The sequence below is a fragment of the Pedobacter sp. Leaf194 genome (assembly GCF_001423945.1).
In the GTDB taxonomy this organism is placed as follows: domain Bacteria; phylum Bacteroidota; class Bacteroidia; order Sphingobacteriales; family Sphingobacteriaceae; genus Pedobacter.
Genome location: NZ_LMPU01000004.1, coordinates 44,666 through 59,332 on the forward strand (window position 1 = coordinate 44,666; position 14,667 = coordinate 59,332).

The 14,667-nt window shown below is 38.8% G+C and carries 13 protein-coding genes; 8 read left to right on the top strand and 5 right to left on the bottom strand.

The window, feature by feature from the left end:
- Window positions 1-38 precede the first annotated feature (38 nt).
- Genes ASG14_RS07385 through ASG14_RS20385 form a run of 3 tightly spaced genes read right to left on the bottom strand, consistent with a single transcriptional unit; the run spans window position 39 to window position 1,322 of the window.
- The gene (locus ASG14_RS07385; protein ID WP_157274862.1) at window positions 39-491 is read right to left on the bottom strand and encodes a hypothetical protein; all 453 of its coding nucleotides are present in this window, start codon (window positions 489-491) and stop codon (window positions 39-41) included.
- Window positions 481-1,068, bottom strand: coding sequence for a hypothetical protein (locus tag ASG14_RS07390; RefSeq protein ID WP_056870435.1), 588 nt, complete (start codon window positions 1,066-1,068; stop codon window positions 481-483). Before ASG14_RS07390 ends, ASG14_RS07385 begins: the two co-directional genes overlap by 11 nt.
- Window positions 987-1,322: a hypothetical protein gene (locus ASG14_RS20385; RefSeq protein WP_162238716.1), complete on the bottom strand. Its 336-nt coding sequence runs from the start codon at window positions 1,320-1,322 to the stop codon at window positions 987-989. The genes ASG14_RS07390 and ASG14_RS20385 overlap by 82 nt, the downstream gene beginning before the upstream one ends.
- 1,057 nt (window positions 1,323-2,379) lie before the next feature.
- On the opposite strand from ASG14_RS20385, the gene ASG14_RS07415 reads away from it, so the two are divergent.
- The 6 genes from ASG14_RS07415 to ASG14_RS07440 all read left to right on the top strand — a co-directional run bounded on the left by ASG14_RS07415 (window position 2,380) and on the right by ASG14_RS07440 (window position 10,405).
- On the top strand, window positions 2,380-2,748 hold the full coding sequence (locus tag ASG14_RS07415; protein ID WP_056870440.1) for a hypothetical protein: 369 nt from the start codon (window positions 2,380-2,382) through the stop codon (window positions 2,746-2,748).
- 84 nt (window positions 2,749-2,832) lie between these two features.
- Window positions 2,833-3,528 (top strand): ABC transporter ATP-binding protein, encoded by a 696-nt coding sequence (locus ASG14_RS07420; RefSeq protein WP_056870453.1) that lies wholly within the window; start codon window positions 2,833-2,835, stop codon window positions 3,526-3,528.
- A gap of 9 nt (window positions 3,529-3,537) precedes the next feature.
- Complete coding sequence (locus ASG14_RS07425) at window positions 3,538-6,045, top strand: TonB-dependent receptor (RefSeq protein WP_157274863.1); 2,508 nt, start codon at window positions 3,538-3,540, stop codon at window positions 6,043-6,045.
- Complete coding sequence (locus ASG14_RS07430) at window positions 6,045-7,490, top strand: DUF3526 domain-containing protein (protein WP_056870441.1); 1,446 nt, start codon at window positions 6,045-6,047, stop codon at window positions 7,488-7,490. The genes ASG14_RS07425 and ASG14_RS07430 overlap by 1 nt, the downstream gene beginning before the upstream one ends.
- A gap of 4 nt (window positions 7,491-7,494) precedes the next feature.
- The gene (locus ASG14_RS07435) at window positions 7,495-8,856 is read left to right on the top strand and encodes a DUF3526 domain-containing protein (RefSeq protein WP_056870442.1); all 1,362 of its coding nucleotides are present in this window, start codon (window positions 7,495-7,497) and stop codon (window positions 8,854-8,856) included.
- Window positions 8,857-9,244: 388 nt separating this feature from the next.
- The gene (locus ASG14_RS07440; protein WP_056870443.1) at window positions 9,245-10,405 is read left to right on the top strand and encodes a serine hydrolase; all 1,161 of its coding nucleotides are present in this window, start codon (window positions 9,245-9,247) and stop codon (window positions 10,403-10,405) included.
- Between the two features lie 498 nt (window positions 10,406-10,903).
- Here ASG14_RS07440 and ASG14_RS07450 read toward each other — a convergent pair whose 3' ends face one another.
- The gene (locus ASG14_RS07450) at window positions 10,904-11,152 is read right to left on the bottom strand and encodes a hypothetical protein (RefSeq protein ID WP_056870445.1); all 249 of its coding nucleotides are present in this window, start codon (window positions 11,150-11,152) and stop codon (window positions 10,904-10,906) included.
- 587 nt (window positions 11,153-11,739) lie between these two features.
- Between ASG14_RS07450 and ASG14_RS20015 the strand changes: the two genes are divergently transcribed.
- On the top strand, window positions 11,740-12,222 hold the full coding sequence (locus tag ASG14_RS20015) for an anthrone oxygenase family protein (protein WP_082491438.1): 483 nt from the start codon (window positions 11,740-11,742) through the stop codon (window positions 12,220-12,222).
- Between the two features lie 706 nt (window positions 12,223-12,928).
- Here ASG14_RS20015 and ASG14_RS07460 read toward each other — a convergent pair.
- A complete protein-coding gene (locus tag ASG14_RS07460) occupies window positions 12,929-13,414 on the bottom strand; it encodes a hypothetical protein (RefSeq protein ID WP_056870447.1) in 486 nt (161 codons plus the stop codon).
- Window positions 13,415-13,943: 529 nt separating this feature from the next.
- Here ASG14_RS07460 and ASG14_RS07465 point away from each other — a divergent pair.
- Window positions 13,944-14,558 (top strand): hypothetical protein, encoded by a 615-nt coding sequence (locus ASG14_RS07465; protein ID WP_056870448.1) that lies wholly within the window; start codon window positions 13,944-13,946, stop codon window positions 14,556-14,558.
- Window positions 14,559-14,667: the final 109 nt, after the last annotated feature.

Here is a 14,667-nt window from a genome sequence, read left to right on the forward strand (position 1 = left end):
GTGCATAAACCGGTGGTAAAGTTTAAACCCAGCATAAATCAACAGCAGGAACACAACAAAAAAAAAGACAGGTTAAATCCATTAAACAGCGGCTTCCTGGTTTTTATTTCCGTCGCCTTAAAGCCTTGCTCCTGCTTTGCCAATACTTTGGTTTGCAGTTTTCGCCCTGCCGATTGCGTTGCCTTATTTCTCGAATCCAGGTTCTTTGTCGAAGTGCTGTGCTCCATAATTTTAATATAGCTCGCTTCACCTTTAAAACCACCATCAGCCGTAAAAGAAAACACACCTTTAGGCTTGATTTCGAAAATGTGCCGGCTGACATTTCGTTCTGATTGGTGAAAAGACAGGTCCTCGTATAAGCTGCCGGTATTTTCAAGCATCAGCGTCTCTCTTTCCGAGTTTTTGTCGTATCGACTCAGTGCCGCTTTTTCACGCATGCTGCTGCAACTACAGAGCATCATGATAAATACAAGCGTTTTTCTAATGTGCATTTCCCGCTCCTTTCCTTTTTGCTACCCAGCGGGCATAAGCATAGATCGTTTTTTGATGGCGCCATTTTCTGTATACCCCATCACCGTTTCTGCCACCGGCAATATTGGTATTTCCCTCTATGGTAACCAGCCAACTACCCGCTACCCGCTCTACAAAACCGCAATGTGCAATGCGCCGGAATTCAGGAAAATAGATACCAAAAACAAGTCCTGAAGCTGGCTTCTGCTGTAGCTTATCAGGCGGAAACAATGCCGGACTCCAGGCCGTTCGCGGCTGTGAAAAACCTGCCTGCCCAAACACCCAGCTTACAAAAGCGGCGCACCAGGGCTCGCCTTTTTTCAAACCAACATAGCTCAGGTATCGCTCAACAGCGGGGCCGTCGTTTTGTCCGTTTTGCTCCTTCACACCAACTTCTTTCCGGGCACAATCAAGCAGTTCCAATTCCTGAAGGGCAGGCTGGGTTGAAGAAGCATGATAACTGTTGCCAGACTTTATTAAATAATGCTCGCCAGACAGGCGATGCCCGCTAAGAGCAGTAAGGCAAATGATGCCCAGTAAAACGCGAATTGTTGCCATAAGGAAAGGTTTTTAAATTGTAGCCAAAATTTATTAGTCAATGGTATGCCGAGCAACTTGAAGAGCCAGGCAGCAATGGCGCCGGCTAGGATCAGCAGGCTTAAAAAACTGATGATGCTAAAGAGCAGCAACTGCCAAACGGCCCCGTCGACAAGGCCAATGGTTAGGTCGGCCATTTTGAGCAATATCGGTAGGGCGAACCAAAGCCCTATAACGGCTGTAATAAAAGCCAGCGCAGTGCCTGTACTATGCAAATAATATTTGAGACTTATTTTTTTTTGCTTTTTTCCGCAGAAAAGGCAGTGTTTGGCAAAAGATGGGCAAATTCGAAAAAGAATTTGCTCGTACGCATAACAAATGTCATAATCCTTTTACATTTTGTTGCATTTATTTTCTTGTTTAGAAAGTTTGTAGGATTACAACGTATCGAAATTATACTTTGGTTAGGATTTGTAGTTTATCAAATATATATAAGCAGAAAATTGTTTGGTGGGGATACCTATATTATAGCACTAACTAAGATGGAGAATATTAAACAAACTTATGGAAGGACCGTTTTTTTATTAATTATTCTCATATTACCAACGTTGATTTTCTTATCGCTAACCTTGCCACATCGGATCCAGTTATTATAGCATTTCTCCTTTAAATCTAAGTTATCCATCGTTTACCGTATATCTTTCTTTAATCTGTATTTTTTGCAGATAAGCGGAGCACAACGAAAAATGTCTCAAAAAACGAAGAATGTCTCAAAAAACGAACTAATTGAGGATTTTACAGTTCAAGGTGACCTAACCGGAATGCGATTGGTTTAACTCAAATTGACCTTTATGCCATTTATCTCGATTATGTTCAAAACATTAATTGCATATAGGCCATTCTGGGACAGGTTAATCTCGAAATGAACGAGGTCACCAATTTTAAAGGATAAAGTATCTAAATTAGAATAGAATTTAATTCTTTGTTTGTTGCCGTCTTCAATAATACCGATTTTCGCAAATCTATTATATNAGGTCACCAATTTTAAAGGATAAAGTATCTAAATTAGAATAGAATTTAATTCTTTGTTTGTTGCCGTCTTCAATAATACCGATTTTCGCAAATCTATTATATGAGCGAATTATCCCTGTTCTGACCATCAAAGCTTCATAATGATATTCTGTATCAAAAAACGAAGACTTTACTAAATTATCCAAAATGCTTAGATAATATGCGTGCGGTAAAATCAATCCAGCAAATATTGCCACCAATCTCTTATTTTAATTTCCCTACATAAGTCGATCAATTTTTTTAAATGTATATTTGCTGCAATTGGCAATTTCATCCACAACATATCACCAGTTTCTTCCATCCTCCGTTAGGGCATTTCTGCTACTGATTCTGTTTGTGGGTGCATTATTAGTGCAAGGTTTACACCATCATGAGCAGGAGTTTCCTGAGCAAAATGTTCCCAGCAAAGAAAAAACTTCGGTATTGCTCAAGTATTCAACAGCCAAAACAAGTTGTAAACTCTGCGACCTCATCAAAAATCAGTCGCATGAATTTGATTCACCAAATGTTCCGGTTTTAGCAGCAAAAACAGCTAAATACCCTGGTCATATTTTTGGCTATCTTTTTGGCCATACGGCTAATTATATTCTTTCTGCGGCCAATAAAGGTCCGCCCGCTTTACCTGCCTAACTTTTAAAAAGCTAATTATTTCATTTTATTTTTTTTCGGTTTAACAAATGCATGGCATTCGCGTATGCGTTAATAATTATTTTTATGCTTGAAGCTATTTCACTATCTAAAAACTATGGGGACTATCATGCCCTGAAAAACCTAAACCTCATTGTTAATGCAGGCGAAGTATATTGCTTGCTTGGCCAGAATGGGGCAGGTAAAACCACCACCATCAATTTATTTCTGGGATTTATAGAGCCATCTGAAGGCAAAATATTAATTAATAAACAGTCTGTATCTTCTAGTGATGAGTTAAGAAGACAACATCTTGCCTATATCCCGGAAGTGGTGATGCTTTACGGAAATTTGAGTGCTGTAGAAAACCTCGACTATTTTTCAAAACTTGCTGGTTTTAACTATAGCCGTAGTCATCTGCAATCATTATTAGCCGAAAGCGGGTTACAAGAAGCTGCTCACAACAAGCGCTTAAACGGTTTTAGCAAAGGAATGCGACAAAAGGTTGGAATTGCAATAGCCGTAGCAAAAGATGCAAAAATTATTCTGATGGATGAACCAACAAGTGGCCTTGATCCAAAAGCAACTGCCGAATTTAGTTTGCTGATTAAAAAACTGGCAAATGAAGGCCGCTCTATCCTAATGGCTACTCATGATATTTTTAATGCAGTGGAGATCGCGACGCATATTGGGATTATGAAACAGGGAGAACTGATCCACACTCTTAAAGCAAATGAAATATCTGCAACTGACCTTCAAAAACTGTATCTGCAAACCATTTAAAGCTTTAAGATGTATCAAATAAATAAATCAGGTTATTTACTGCAATTCGTTTTTACTTCAGTTTTGCTGCTGGCAATTTTACCGTCGGCAATTGCGCAATCGAAACTAAGCGGAAAGGTAATCGACAGAACGGGATTAGCAATTAAGGGTGCAACGCTCCTTTTCAACAAAAACAATATACAGTTAGTTACCAGTACCGATACCCTTGGCCTGTTTTCGATGGCTTTGGAGAACAACCGTACTTACCAGCTCCGTATTACGGCACTGGGTTTTGCTCCCTACCAGGTAAATATTAAAGTTGCAGCGGCTGATAGCTTAATCAAAAATCCAATAATGCTCGATGCCACCAACCAGGAGCTCCAAACAGTTGAAATAGTGGGTACCAACGGTAAAAAATATTATGGTAACTACTCCTTTTCTGCCACTAAAACAGCTAGTTTAAACAAGGATATCCCACAGGCTATCTCCTCAATTTCTAAAGAGTTAATTGCCGATCGCCAGGCAGGCGTGCTCTCTGAAGCCATTAAGAATGTAACGAGCGTATCACAAAGCAGCTTTTACAATCAATTCGCTATTCGCGGAATTAATCAGAATGAAGAAGGCGTAATTATTAATGGAATGCGTACCCGCCAAAATTATTTCAACCAGCCACTTACGAGTAATCTGGAACGGATAGAGATCATAAAAGGACCTGCAAGCGCTACATTCTCAAGCGTAGATCCTGGAGGAAGTATTAATTTGGTAACCAAAAAGCCGTTGCCTCAACAACGTCGGGAAATCAGCATTTCAGGCGGTAGCTTTAGCACCTTCCGTGGTGCCCTTGATTTTACAGGCCCGCTGGATGATGGCAAAACCCTGTTGTACAGACTTAATGTCGGGTATGAAAACAGCAAAAGCTTTCGCGATCTCCAGTTCAGGAAAGGATACATTATCGCACCCTCGTTCTCCTATATCCCAAATGAGAAAACCAGTTTAAGTATTGAAGTGGTGGTTAACAATAGTGATTCGAGGCTTGATCGCGGGCAAGCGATTTTCGGTGCCACAGCCGGGCTAACAGACCTGAACAGCACACCAATCCGCTTTAATATGGGTGCCAGCAATGATAAGTTTAACACGCGTGATGTAATGCTGATGGCCAACTTTTCTCATAAGCTGGGTAAAAACCTATCTTTCAATTTAGCTTACATGAAACAGGACTGGAACGAAGATCTGGTGGAGCACCGCACAAATAACGCCTTTGCGCTCGACGAAAATAGCCAGCCTATCCGCAGTCTGGCAGGAATGATTGCCGTACAGAGACAACAAAAGTTTAGTACTGAAAACTTGAGTCCATATTTCTCGCTTTCAGCCAACAGTTTTGGCATTAAGCATCAGATTGTTGCCGGCTACGATCGCATCAGCACACAAAAACTTCGTGGTGGTGGGTCGAACACCGCGCAGGGATACCGTTTGAAAGATGGTACGGTAACGCCCAGATATGATGCAGCAAAAAAAGACCTTTACCAGTTTAGCATTGTAAATGGTGTAAATGCGCCTGTACCAAATGTAGAACATTTCAACCTGCTTAATCCCTCCTACACACTTAAAAACCTAAGCGATTATATCTTTACCAAAACAGAAATCGCACCGGCATACTATCTGGTAAATGCCGTTTATCTTCAGGATCAGGCTACAGTGGGCCGGTTTACACTTACCATAGGTTTAAGGCAGGAATGGTATGAAGACTATGCCAATTATCAGCTGGCTGCCGAGCAGAAAATAAACTTTGCGAAACTGCTTCCTAGATTGGGCGCAACTTTCCGCATTAATCCACAGATAAATGCTTACGCAACCTATCTGCAAGGTTATCAGCCACAGGGCAATACCTCTTCGCTGGTCATTACTCCTCCGCCTTCCGGCTCAAATTTCAAACCATTGGAAAGCGATCTTCGCGAATTCGGCATCAAATCAGAATGGCTCGATGGAAATTTGATGGTCAATGTTGCCGCATTTGAAATCAACCAAAAAAACCTGCTTATGAACGCCAATGATCCTTTGGACGTCAATCGTCTTATCGAAAGGGGTGCACAGCGAACCCGAGGGATTGAGATCGAATCTTCGGGTTTCCTCAAAGATAACTGGCAGTTTAATATTGGCTATAGCTATGTAAACGCTATTGTAACAGATGATTTTAATTCCCTGCTCATCGGTCAGCGTGTTCAGAATACACCAAGACACAGCGCAAGCCTTTGGACAAGATATGATCTTCGCCAGGCAAAACTTAAAGGCCTGGGTTTTGGTGCAGGGCTACAGTATAGCGGCAACAAACTGCCGCTTTACATACGAGATTTTACTCTGCCTGCTTATACCGTGGTTGATGCTGCAGTTTATTACTCACCAAATACATCGAAGGTGCAACTTTCTATGAACCTGAACAACATCCTGAACAAAACCTATTGGGTGGGTGCACAAAATTACCTGCGTCTTTTTCCAGGTACACCAAGAAATGTGATGTTTAATATAACTTATCGTATTTAATGAAAAATATTGTTTTTACCATATCCCGGCAAACCTACAAAAGTATAATAGCCAATCGGGCAACGTTGGCCTTAGCGGTTCTGCTCGGCCTTTCGCTTTGCCTGGCAACCTATGTAGGATGGCAGAATTTTAAATTGCAAAATAGCCAGCGTCTGCATTACAAACAACTTGTTCGGGCACAATGGCTGGCCAAGCCGGACAAACATCCACACCGGATGGCCCATTACGGATATCTTGCTTTCAGGGAAAAGCATGAACTGAGCTTTTTTGATTTTGGAATAGAAAGTTTCGCCGGTGTTTCTATTTTCCTGGAGGCACACAAACAAAACACGGTCAACTTTAGCGAAGCTGGATTTTCCAACGGTATGCTGCGATTTGGCGAAATAAGCGTAGCCATGGTGCTGCAGCTTCTTGTTCCGCTGCTGATTATTTTTCTTGGATACAATAGCATTGCTGCAGAAAGGGAATCAGGAACGCTGAAGATTTTACTGTGCCAAAAGGTAAGCTGGAAAAAACTTTTATGGGGTAAAACCTTTGGAATTTTAGCCGTAGTGCTTTCTATATTTATTCCGCTGATTCTATTGACCATATTGCTATGGGCATCTTTAAGCGGTTGGGCAGTAAGCGGCGATTCGGCCATTAGGCTGCTGATATTGATTATCTGCTACTCCGCATATTTCTTCATCATAGTAGCGATAACCGTTTTGGTTTCTGCATTTTCCAAAAGCTCCAGAACGGTACTAACTTCGCTGCTTGCTGCCTGGATTGTGCTGATCATCATCGTTCCGAGGATTACACAGGCCGTTGGGAACAGGATTTTTCCGGTTCCATCCAAGCTTGAATTTTTGGACCAGATTAGCTCCGATGTTCAAAAGCAAGGTGATAGTCATGATGCAAATGACCCTCACTATTCCGGAATAAAAGATTCGTTGCTCAAAGCTTACCGTGTAGATGACGTGAAAAAGCTGCCTTTTAATTACGGCGGTTTGATTATGGCAGAAGGAGAACGGATCACCTCAGGTATCTACTCGGCTCACCAAAAAAAACTGAACAAAAAATTTCAGCGGCAAAACAGCATTACCGCTATGGTAGCCTTGCTTAACCCATACCTGGCTTTAAAGCAGGTTTCAATGGCTTTAACTGCTTCAGATTTTGAGACTTTCGTAGATTTCCAGAATCAGGCCGAAGCTTACCGCTATGGATTGGCGCAAAAAATGAACAAACTTCAAATCGATAAGATCAGTAATGAGAAGCCGGGTGAACACGATAAACCGCTTTCCATCAGCCGCTCTAACTGGGCAGAACAGCCTGATTTTAATTATAAGTTTAAGTTTTACGGAAAGGTAGTGCAACAGGAAGGCGTTGCTCTTGCTGCCCTGGCGCTTTGGCTAGTAATGGTTATTCTTTTACTTCAATATTCCCCTCGTTGGATCAAAACAGTTTAGCAAAATGAAAAATACCTATAATTTAGAATTCAAACTTTTTTTCAGAAGTACTTCAGCATGGATTGGCATATTGGTGTTGCTGGTTACCGGATTTGCTGGCTTGTATTTTGGCAAAACCTTTATCGATAAGCAAAACCGGGCAATCGAAAAGGCCGCAGTGCTGCAGCAGAAGAATACCCAAAATAATGTAAAACACTTTGGTAATGACATTGGCCTTTTCTTTTTTCACAATAAGTTTTCAATGGCTAATGTACCTCAGCCATGGGCAGCATTTGCCAATGGCCAGCGGGATGTAAATCCATACCTCATTTCTGCCACGATGCTGGCTCTGGAAGGCCAACTTTATGATACCGAAATCAGCAATCCTGTGAGCTTATTATTTGGCAATATGGATCTGAGTTTCGTGTTCATCTATCTTTTTCCATTGGTAATTATTGCTCTAGTGTACAACTTAATCGCTGAAGAGCGTGAGTCGGGAATCTGGCCACTCTTGAAATCCCAGACAAATCAACTTTCTAAGTTAATCTGGAAAAAATTTATGGTCAGGATGGTGACGATTTACTTAACTTCTATCGTTTTGTTTTTAGCCGCCCTAATATTCCTTCATTTGCCGATTGATCAAAATTTGTTTGCAGTAACCGCTATTACCTGGCTGTACCTCGCCTTTTGGTTCGCCGTTTCATTTTTTGTGGTTAGTTTAAGCAAGTCTTCCAGCTACAACGCTTCCGTTTTGGTTGCCATGTGGGTATTATTATGTGTGGTATTGCCCGCCAGTTTGAATCTGGCACTAACCCAGAGATATTCAGTTCCCGAAGCGCTGCAAAATGTGATCAATCAGCGTGAGGGTTACCATGAAAAATGGGACATGCCAAAAGAGGTCACCATGAAACCATTTTTTGAGCATTACCCTCAATTGAAGCAATATCCATTTCCCGCTGATGAGACGTTTAGCTGGTTTTGGTATTATGGCATGCAGCAGATGGGCGATGATCAGGCTTTTGAAAGCCGAAAATCAGTAGCCCAAAAGCTTAAGCTAAGGCAGCATTTTACTTCAATTGCAGCACTTTTTCTACCAACCGTTCAAACTCAACTGGGAATCGATGAGGTTGCCGGAACAGATTTGAATGCTCATCTCGCATTCCAGGAAGCATACCGATCTTTTCACGAGAAAACCAGACTACAGTTTTACCCTGCAATATTTTTAGAACATGGAATAGAAACAACTAAGGTAAGCTCCACTAAACTTGAGGCATTTACGCCAGATACCATTAAAGATTGGACAAGATTGGCATCATTGAGTTTGCTCACCATACTGTTTCTGACATTGACGTTGAGAAATCTCAGGGAAATCCAAATTGTTAAATAATTCTGATATGCATTCCATGGTAAACAAGGTTAAAAAATCATTACGATCAGTTTCGAAGTCATGACTGGTATTCGTGCAGCCGGTCCGAGCATGCAAAACGTATTTCGAATGCTTACCTTCGAATGATTCAATAAATGCGATAAGGGACTGTGGCCGAAAGTCATAGTCTCCGCGTATTTATTTTACAATAGATGTTATCCGTATTCATATGTATTACTTTCAGCTATAAGCTTTAAATAACAATTAGCACAAATTGAAAATGTCTCACAAAAAGAAGGGTGATAAAACCAGCGAATGTTGCGTTAGCGGTCATTCTTAGATCCTATCTTTACTTAAAACAGTATATTTACTGAGGCCATAAAGTATTACAAAATAAATGGAAGCGTAAATGAGCATTAATAAATTTAAATTCTTATTTGTAGCGTTTATTATAACTCTCTTTTCTTGCTCGACAACGAAAGAGACCATTAAAGAAAATGGTGTACACGAAAAATCAGACTCACTCTATTACGAAATCCAAAGACTTGGTTTAGACCTCACCCAAAAGAACAATGTTCCTGGGATGGCAGTGGCTGTTATCCAAAACGGAAAAGTTGCATGGATACAGTGTATTGGATATGCTGATGTGGCAAATAAAAAACCTGTAACTGCTCAGACAATCTTTAACATTGGTTCAATATCCAAAGTAATATCTGCGTGGGGATTTATGCAGTTGACAGAAAAAGGGCTTTTAAAATTAGATGACCCTGTTGATCAATCTTTAACCCGTTGGAAATTACCCAAATCTTCATATGATGTATCAAAGGTAACACTACGAAGAATATTAAGTCATACAGCAGGACTTTCTGTACATGGCTACGGAGGCGTTGAACAGGGAACACAATTGTTAAGTTTGGAGGAATCTCTTGATGGTAAAACAAAAAGAAACCGAGAAAGTGTACGACTTATAAACGAGCCAGGAACAAAATGGGACTATTCTGGAGGAGGTTATACTCTTGCGCAGTTACTTCTTGAAGAAAAGACAAAAGAAAAATTTGCAGGCTACATGAAAAGAAATGTTTTCAAACCTTTAGGATTAAATCATACAAGTTATGAATGGAGAGAAGAAATGATGAAAAGTTCTGCAACCGCTTACGACACTTTGGGTAATCCGATAAAAAATAGAATATTTACAGAACAGGCAGCAGCAGGATTACAAACAACGGTGGTAGACTTAGCCCACTTCGCCGAATTATCTATTACAACTAATTCCAGGCAATTACACAATGTTTTGAGACCAGAGACAATACAATTAATGGAACAACCTATTCTCCCATCATCTAATGAAGGAGAAAGTGGTCTTGGATACCGGTTTTTGAATTATGACAATTTTCGAACGATTGGACACACCGGTGAGAACGAAGGCTGGAGCGCTGCCATGTTTTTGCATTTACCGACAAAAAGTGGATTAGTATTGCTTAGCAATGGCTCTAACGGTGACCATGTTTGGTATCCTATTTATGAGTGCTGGGCTAAGAAGATAAAAGCACAACGGACAACGATTCACTGACGCAACTAGAAAACTACCGATAACAAGATTTTATCTCGTTGTATGCACTCGGTAGGTTGCCTACCTATTTTTGTATTAATATATACATCTAATATTGGAAGGGAAGAAAATCGACCTGCTAGGAGTTTTCAAATTTGTCTCAGAAAACGAAAATATTGATTTCCTAGGCTACTTACGCCTGAGTTTCAACAAAAGTTCGCTCTATTGCCACAAAAAAGAATAGTGGAAACAAGCGTTAAAAAGAATTTATTTTTTAAAGTCTTTTTTAAATTCAATTCTGTACGCTTCACCATTCGAATTGCTTTGATTAGTGATGGAAGTTGGAGCTTCTGGCCCGATTAATTGGCCCAAATTGATTGGCATTTCCTTAATTAACAAACTATCTGTTTTAACTAGCTTTCCATTAGCTTTTTTATAATTGGTTATTTGACATGGAACTATAGGTTTAGCAATCCACATTATGCTGCTCCATTTATGAGTATGAATTGGTTCAGATTTCTAACTATCAAGTTTTACCATCAAAACTCGAACATTGCTGTCTTCATAAACCAAACTGTGATTACTTGGTGCAGCTACCATGGCATCCAAGCTATCTGGCCACATCCAATTTCCTGATGCGGAAAGGGTGTCAGCTGATGTTTCTCGGGCTATGACTGGAGAATTCATAGCATTCGTACTGTATTTTAACAATAAAAAAACAACTATCCCACCAACTATTAAACCCAAAAAAAATTGACCGAATTTCATAACTTAAATATTTAAAGATTGGACTGTCTGCTATTTAATTGTTATAACTAAGATTTAAATATAGTAAATCTTGCTTGCAATATCTGGATGGATATATAATTTGGTTTTTCTTTCCTTATGAATAGCATTTTTACTCATTTACTTACAACTTTTGTTATTCAATTCCTCTATAACTTTATAGTCGGTTTTATCATCTTTAGAAAATATTATGTCAAAATAAATGCATTAACTAGAATTAAAGCTCATTACCTAAACTTTGCAACCAAAGCAATCATATGATTGTAAGTTATTATATAAATAGAACACCAGGGAAAAACTAAATAGTTGCCTCAAAAAACGAAAGTATTCATCCCCTATGCATATTTTTCTTTTAGCTGTAAGTTTAATTGCACCAATTACGGCCAAGAGAAAAATTGTCTCACAAGATAAAACATTTAATAAGCACATTCTTGAACGGTAACAATTGAATTAAATTCTGATACCCGGGGTTTGTTCGCTCAATTGACCATCATCTCAATTTATCGGGAACGTTGATTTTTAAACTGTTAAATATTTTAACTAATTTCAAATTATCGAAATCGTAAATCATGAAAAAAGTAATCTTGCTAAGTTCAGTTGCCTTAGCGTGCGGAGTCTTATTCGCAAATATTTTCAACTCTCTGATTATTGCAAATGCTACGGCAAGTGATATCCCTAATTCCGTGTTAGCAGCGAAAGTCTTTTTTAAGACTATAAATCCTGGAAATTTCTTTAGATTATTTTCTCCTGTAACCCAGGTTTTGACATTACTATCATTGATCTTATGCTGGCAAAAATCAAAATACATTAGGCTCCATCTAGGGGTCGCTTTAATTTGTTATGTATTGGGAGATGTGTTTTCTTTCACCTACTTTCATCCTAGGACGGACCTGATGATGTCTGAACCGACACCAGATACAGAAACCCTTAAGATATTATCCTCTGAATGGAGCAATATGAATTGGGTTAGATCGTTTGTGCTTTTTATTGGTGTAATATGCTCTTTTGCAGCTGTTGATAAATTTTATTTACCCAAAGCTGAGGGTAAATAAATAGAACGATAAAAAAGGTGGATGAGTAAAAAATCGATGAGAATACCCAATAAAACGCTATAAGTTTATAACTTTTCGACTTTATTCCTAGATGGATGAAAGTGTAATTATAATGTTACTCAAATACAATCAATACATACTAAAGAGAATTTTTTGAAAGCAGTATTGGTCGGTGATGTAAATTAGAGTAGTACTTAAGGATTTTCCGTCTCAAAAAAAGAACTAATTGAGGATTTTACAGCTCAAGGTGACCCAACCGGAATGAGATTGGTTTAACTCAAATTGACCTATATGCCATTTATCTCGATTATATTCAAAACATTAATTGCATATAGGCCATTCTGGGACAGGTTAATCTCGAAATGAACAAGGTCACCAATTTTAAAGGATAAAGTATCTAAATTAGAATAGAATTTAATTCTTTGTTTGTTGCCGTCTTCAATAATACCGATTTTCGCAAATCTATTATATTAGCGGTAACAAAAGCACCAACTTCAATATATCTTTTGTTCAGGACAGGTTAATCTCGAAATGAACGAGGTCACCAATTTTAAAGGATAAAGTATCTAAATTAGAATAGAATTTAATTCTTTGTTTGTTGCCGTCTTCAATAATACCGATTTTCGCAAATCTATTATATTAGCGAATTATCCCTGTTCTGACCATCATAGAAATGTTTTAGTAAAACTAGCAAAAAATATGTTAATTAACTGATTATAAATAAGTTTTGATATATGGGTAATCTTATCTTGAAGTTGCTGCTCGCCTGTTTCCATGTTGAAGTTTTCAAACTTTGCCGTGCTATTGTAGCTAGGAATGTTATTCTTGGCGAAATTAAACAGGAACGCAGACAATACTTTTCGTCTTTACCTGTTAGCATATTAGATGGGATACTCAATCCATAGGGACAGAAGAAATTAACATATACGGTAAGCTTTTCTTTATGTGTTTCTTTAAACATCCGTTCTGCATTTGCCACAATTCTATTGCCGGTTGTTCTGTGTTTGGTGAGATCATCTCCTTTGCTATCTTTTGGAAGGAATGAGCGAGTATGTTCTATGCCAATGAATTTCTCTTCCAGTTCAATTCTAAAATCAGGATCTGGCTCAGGGCAGACTTTAGCGGAAACTGGATATCCCGTCAATTTGATAAATTGATTTATATGTGCAAGCTCAAGATTATTATCCGCCATAAGTAATTAGTTTGGACTGTATGCAAGCAACCGTTATCATTAGTATAAAGCTTACGATGGTCTTTGCAGTAAAGCTTCGTAGAAGCGATGAAACGATAGCTTTTATTCCTTACTCCTGCGCGGTTGTTATTAGATAAATAAACAGACCGACTCCAGTTCCACCAGCTATAAAACCGCTAATTAAATACAATGTCCCGTATCCATTGGTAACCGTCCATGCCTTTGATAAACAGCAAAAACCCAATCCTATTAACAACAAGGCTAAAATTGATATTGATGCGTTGGCTATTGCTGATTTCATTAGTACCAAATATAGCGTTCACAGTTGATAACCGCCTGCGAACTGAGAAAAACGTGTGAGAAACTGGTAGTTGCGCAGTAATGCCCAATTATCTGTGTTTCACGCAATGTTATGGCGTATATTTCATTCATCATCGGGTTATTTAAGAATTTAGTATCTTTGAAAGACAGATAAATCTGGCTGTATCATTTAAAAATAGCAAGTCAGCACTCCATATAAATCTAAGTTATGGCTAAAGACCAACAATTTTGGGACTGGTTCAAAGAGAACGAAACCAGGTATTTGTTTCTAAATCAAATTAATGATGATTACGAGAAAGAAATGTTATTGGAGGATTTTCTTTCACATCTACATGAATATTGCGACCACTTATTTTTTGAAGTAGGAGGTTTTCCGGATGAAAAGCAGGATTTAATTATTACAGCTGAGGGGGATGTAGATTTTTTTAACCAGGTTGAAACGCTAGTAGAAAACGCCCCTAAATTAGAGCACTGGAATGTAATCGCCTTTAAGCCAGTGAAAGAAGACTACCCTACTACTAAATACAACAATATAATCTTGAGCCCGAAAGATATGTATTTCATTCCTCTTAATAATAAAAACGATCTGAATAGAGTAGGCCTAAGAATATATATTGAAAATTATAACTCAGATATCGAAGATGATTTCTTGACTGCCACTTACCTGGTGCTCGACAATATCCTGGGTGAAAAGTCAAACGCTTTAGATATTGGGTATGTTGAGATAAAAGACTTACCATCGGTTTCAGAAAGAGAAGAATTGATTGAACTTACCAGACTATCTCGATTCATCAATTGGAAAAAGTCTAAGCTCAATACTTAGTTGGGGCATAGCAATGCATTAACTTCGATTTGAAACATTCGCAGACATTATCAAAAAAGGGTGGATTTTTGATAGGTTGAGGGATTTGCAATTATATCTTTCGTCTCAA

Coding starts and splice junctions, on each gene's coding strand:
- ASG14_RS07385 (WP_157274862.1), bottom strand. CDS start 491: ATGCACATTAGAAAAACGCTTGTATTTATCATGATGCTCTGTAGTTGC.
- ASG14_RS07390 (WP_056870435.1), bottom strand. CDS start 1,068: ATGGCAACAATTCGCGTTTTACTGGGCATCATTTGCCTTACTGCTCTT.
- ASG14_RS07420 (WP_056870453.1), top strand. CDS start 2,833: ATGCTTGAAGCTATTTCACTATCTAAAAACTATGGGGACTATCATGCC.
- ASG14_RS07425 (WP_157274863.1), top strand. CDS start 3,538: ATGTATCAAATAAATAAATCAGGTTATTTACTGCAATTCGTTTTTACT.
- ASG14_RS07430 (WP_056870441.1), top strand. CDS start 6,045: ATGAAAAATATTGTTTTTACCATATCCCGGCAAACCTACAAAAGTATA.
- ASG14_RS07435 (WP_056870442.1), top strand. CDS start 7,495: ATGAAAAATACCTATAATTTAGAATTCAAACTTTTTTTCAGAAGTACT.
- ASG14_RS07440 (WP_056870443.1), top strand. CDS start 9,245: ATGAGCATTAATAAATTTAAATTCTTATTTGTAGCGTTTATTATAACT.
- ASG14_RS07450 (WP_056870445.1), bottom strand. CDS start 11,152: ATGAAATTCGGTCAATTTTTTTTGGGTTTAATAGTTGGTGGGATAGTT.
- ASG14_RS20015 (WP_082491438.1), top strand. CDS start 11,740: ATGAAAAAAGTAATCTTGCTAAGTTCAGTTGCCTTAGCGTGCGGAGTC.
- ASG14_RS07460 (WP_056870447.1), bottom strand. CDS start 13,414: ATGGCGGATAATAATCTTGAGCTTGCACATATAAATCAATTTATCAAA.
- ASG14_RS07465 (WP_056870448.1), top strand. CDS start 13,944: ATGGCTAAAGACCAACAATTTTGGGACTGGTTCAAAGAGAACGAAACC.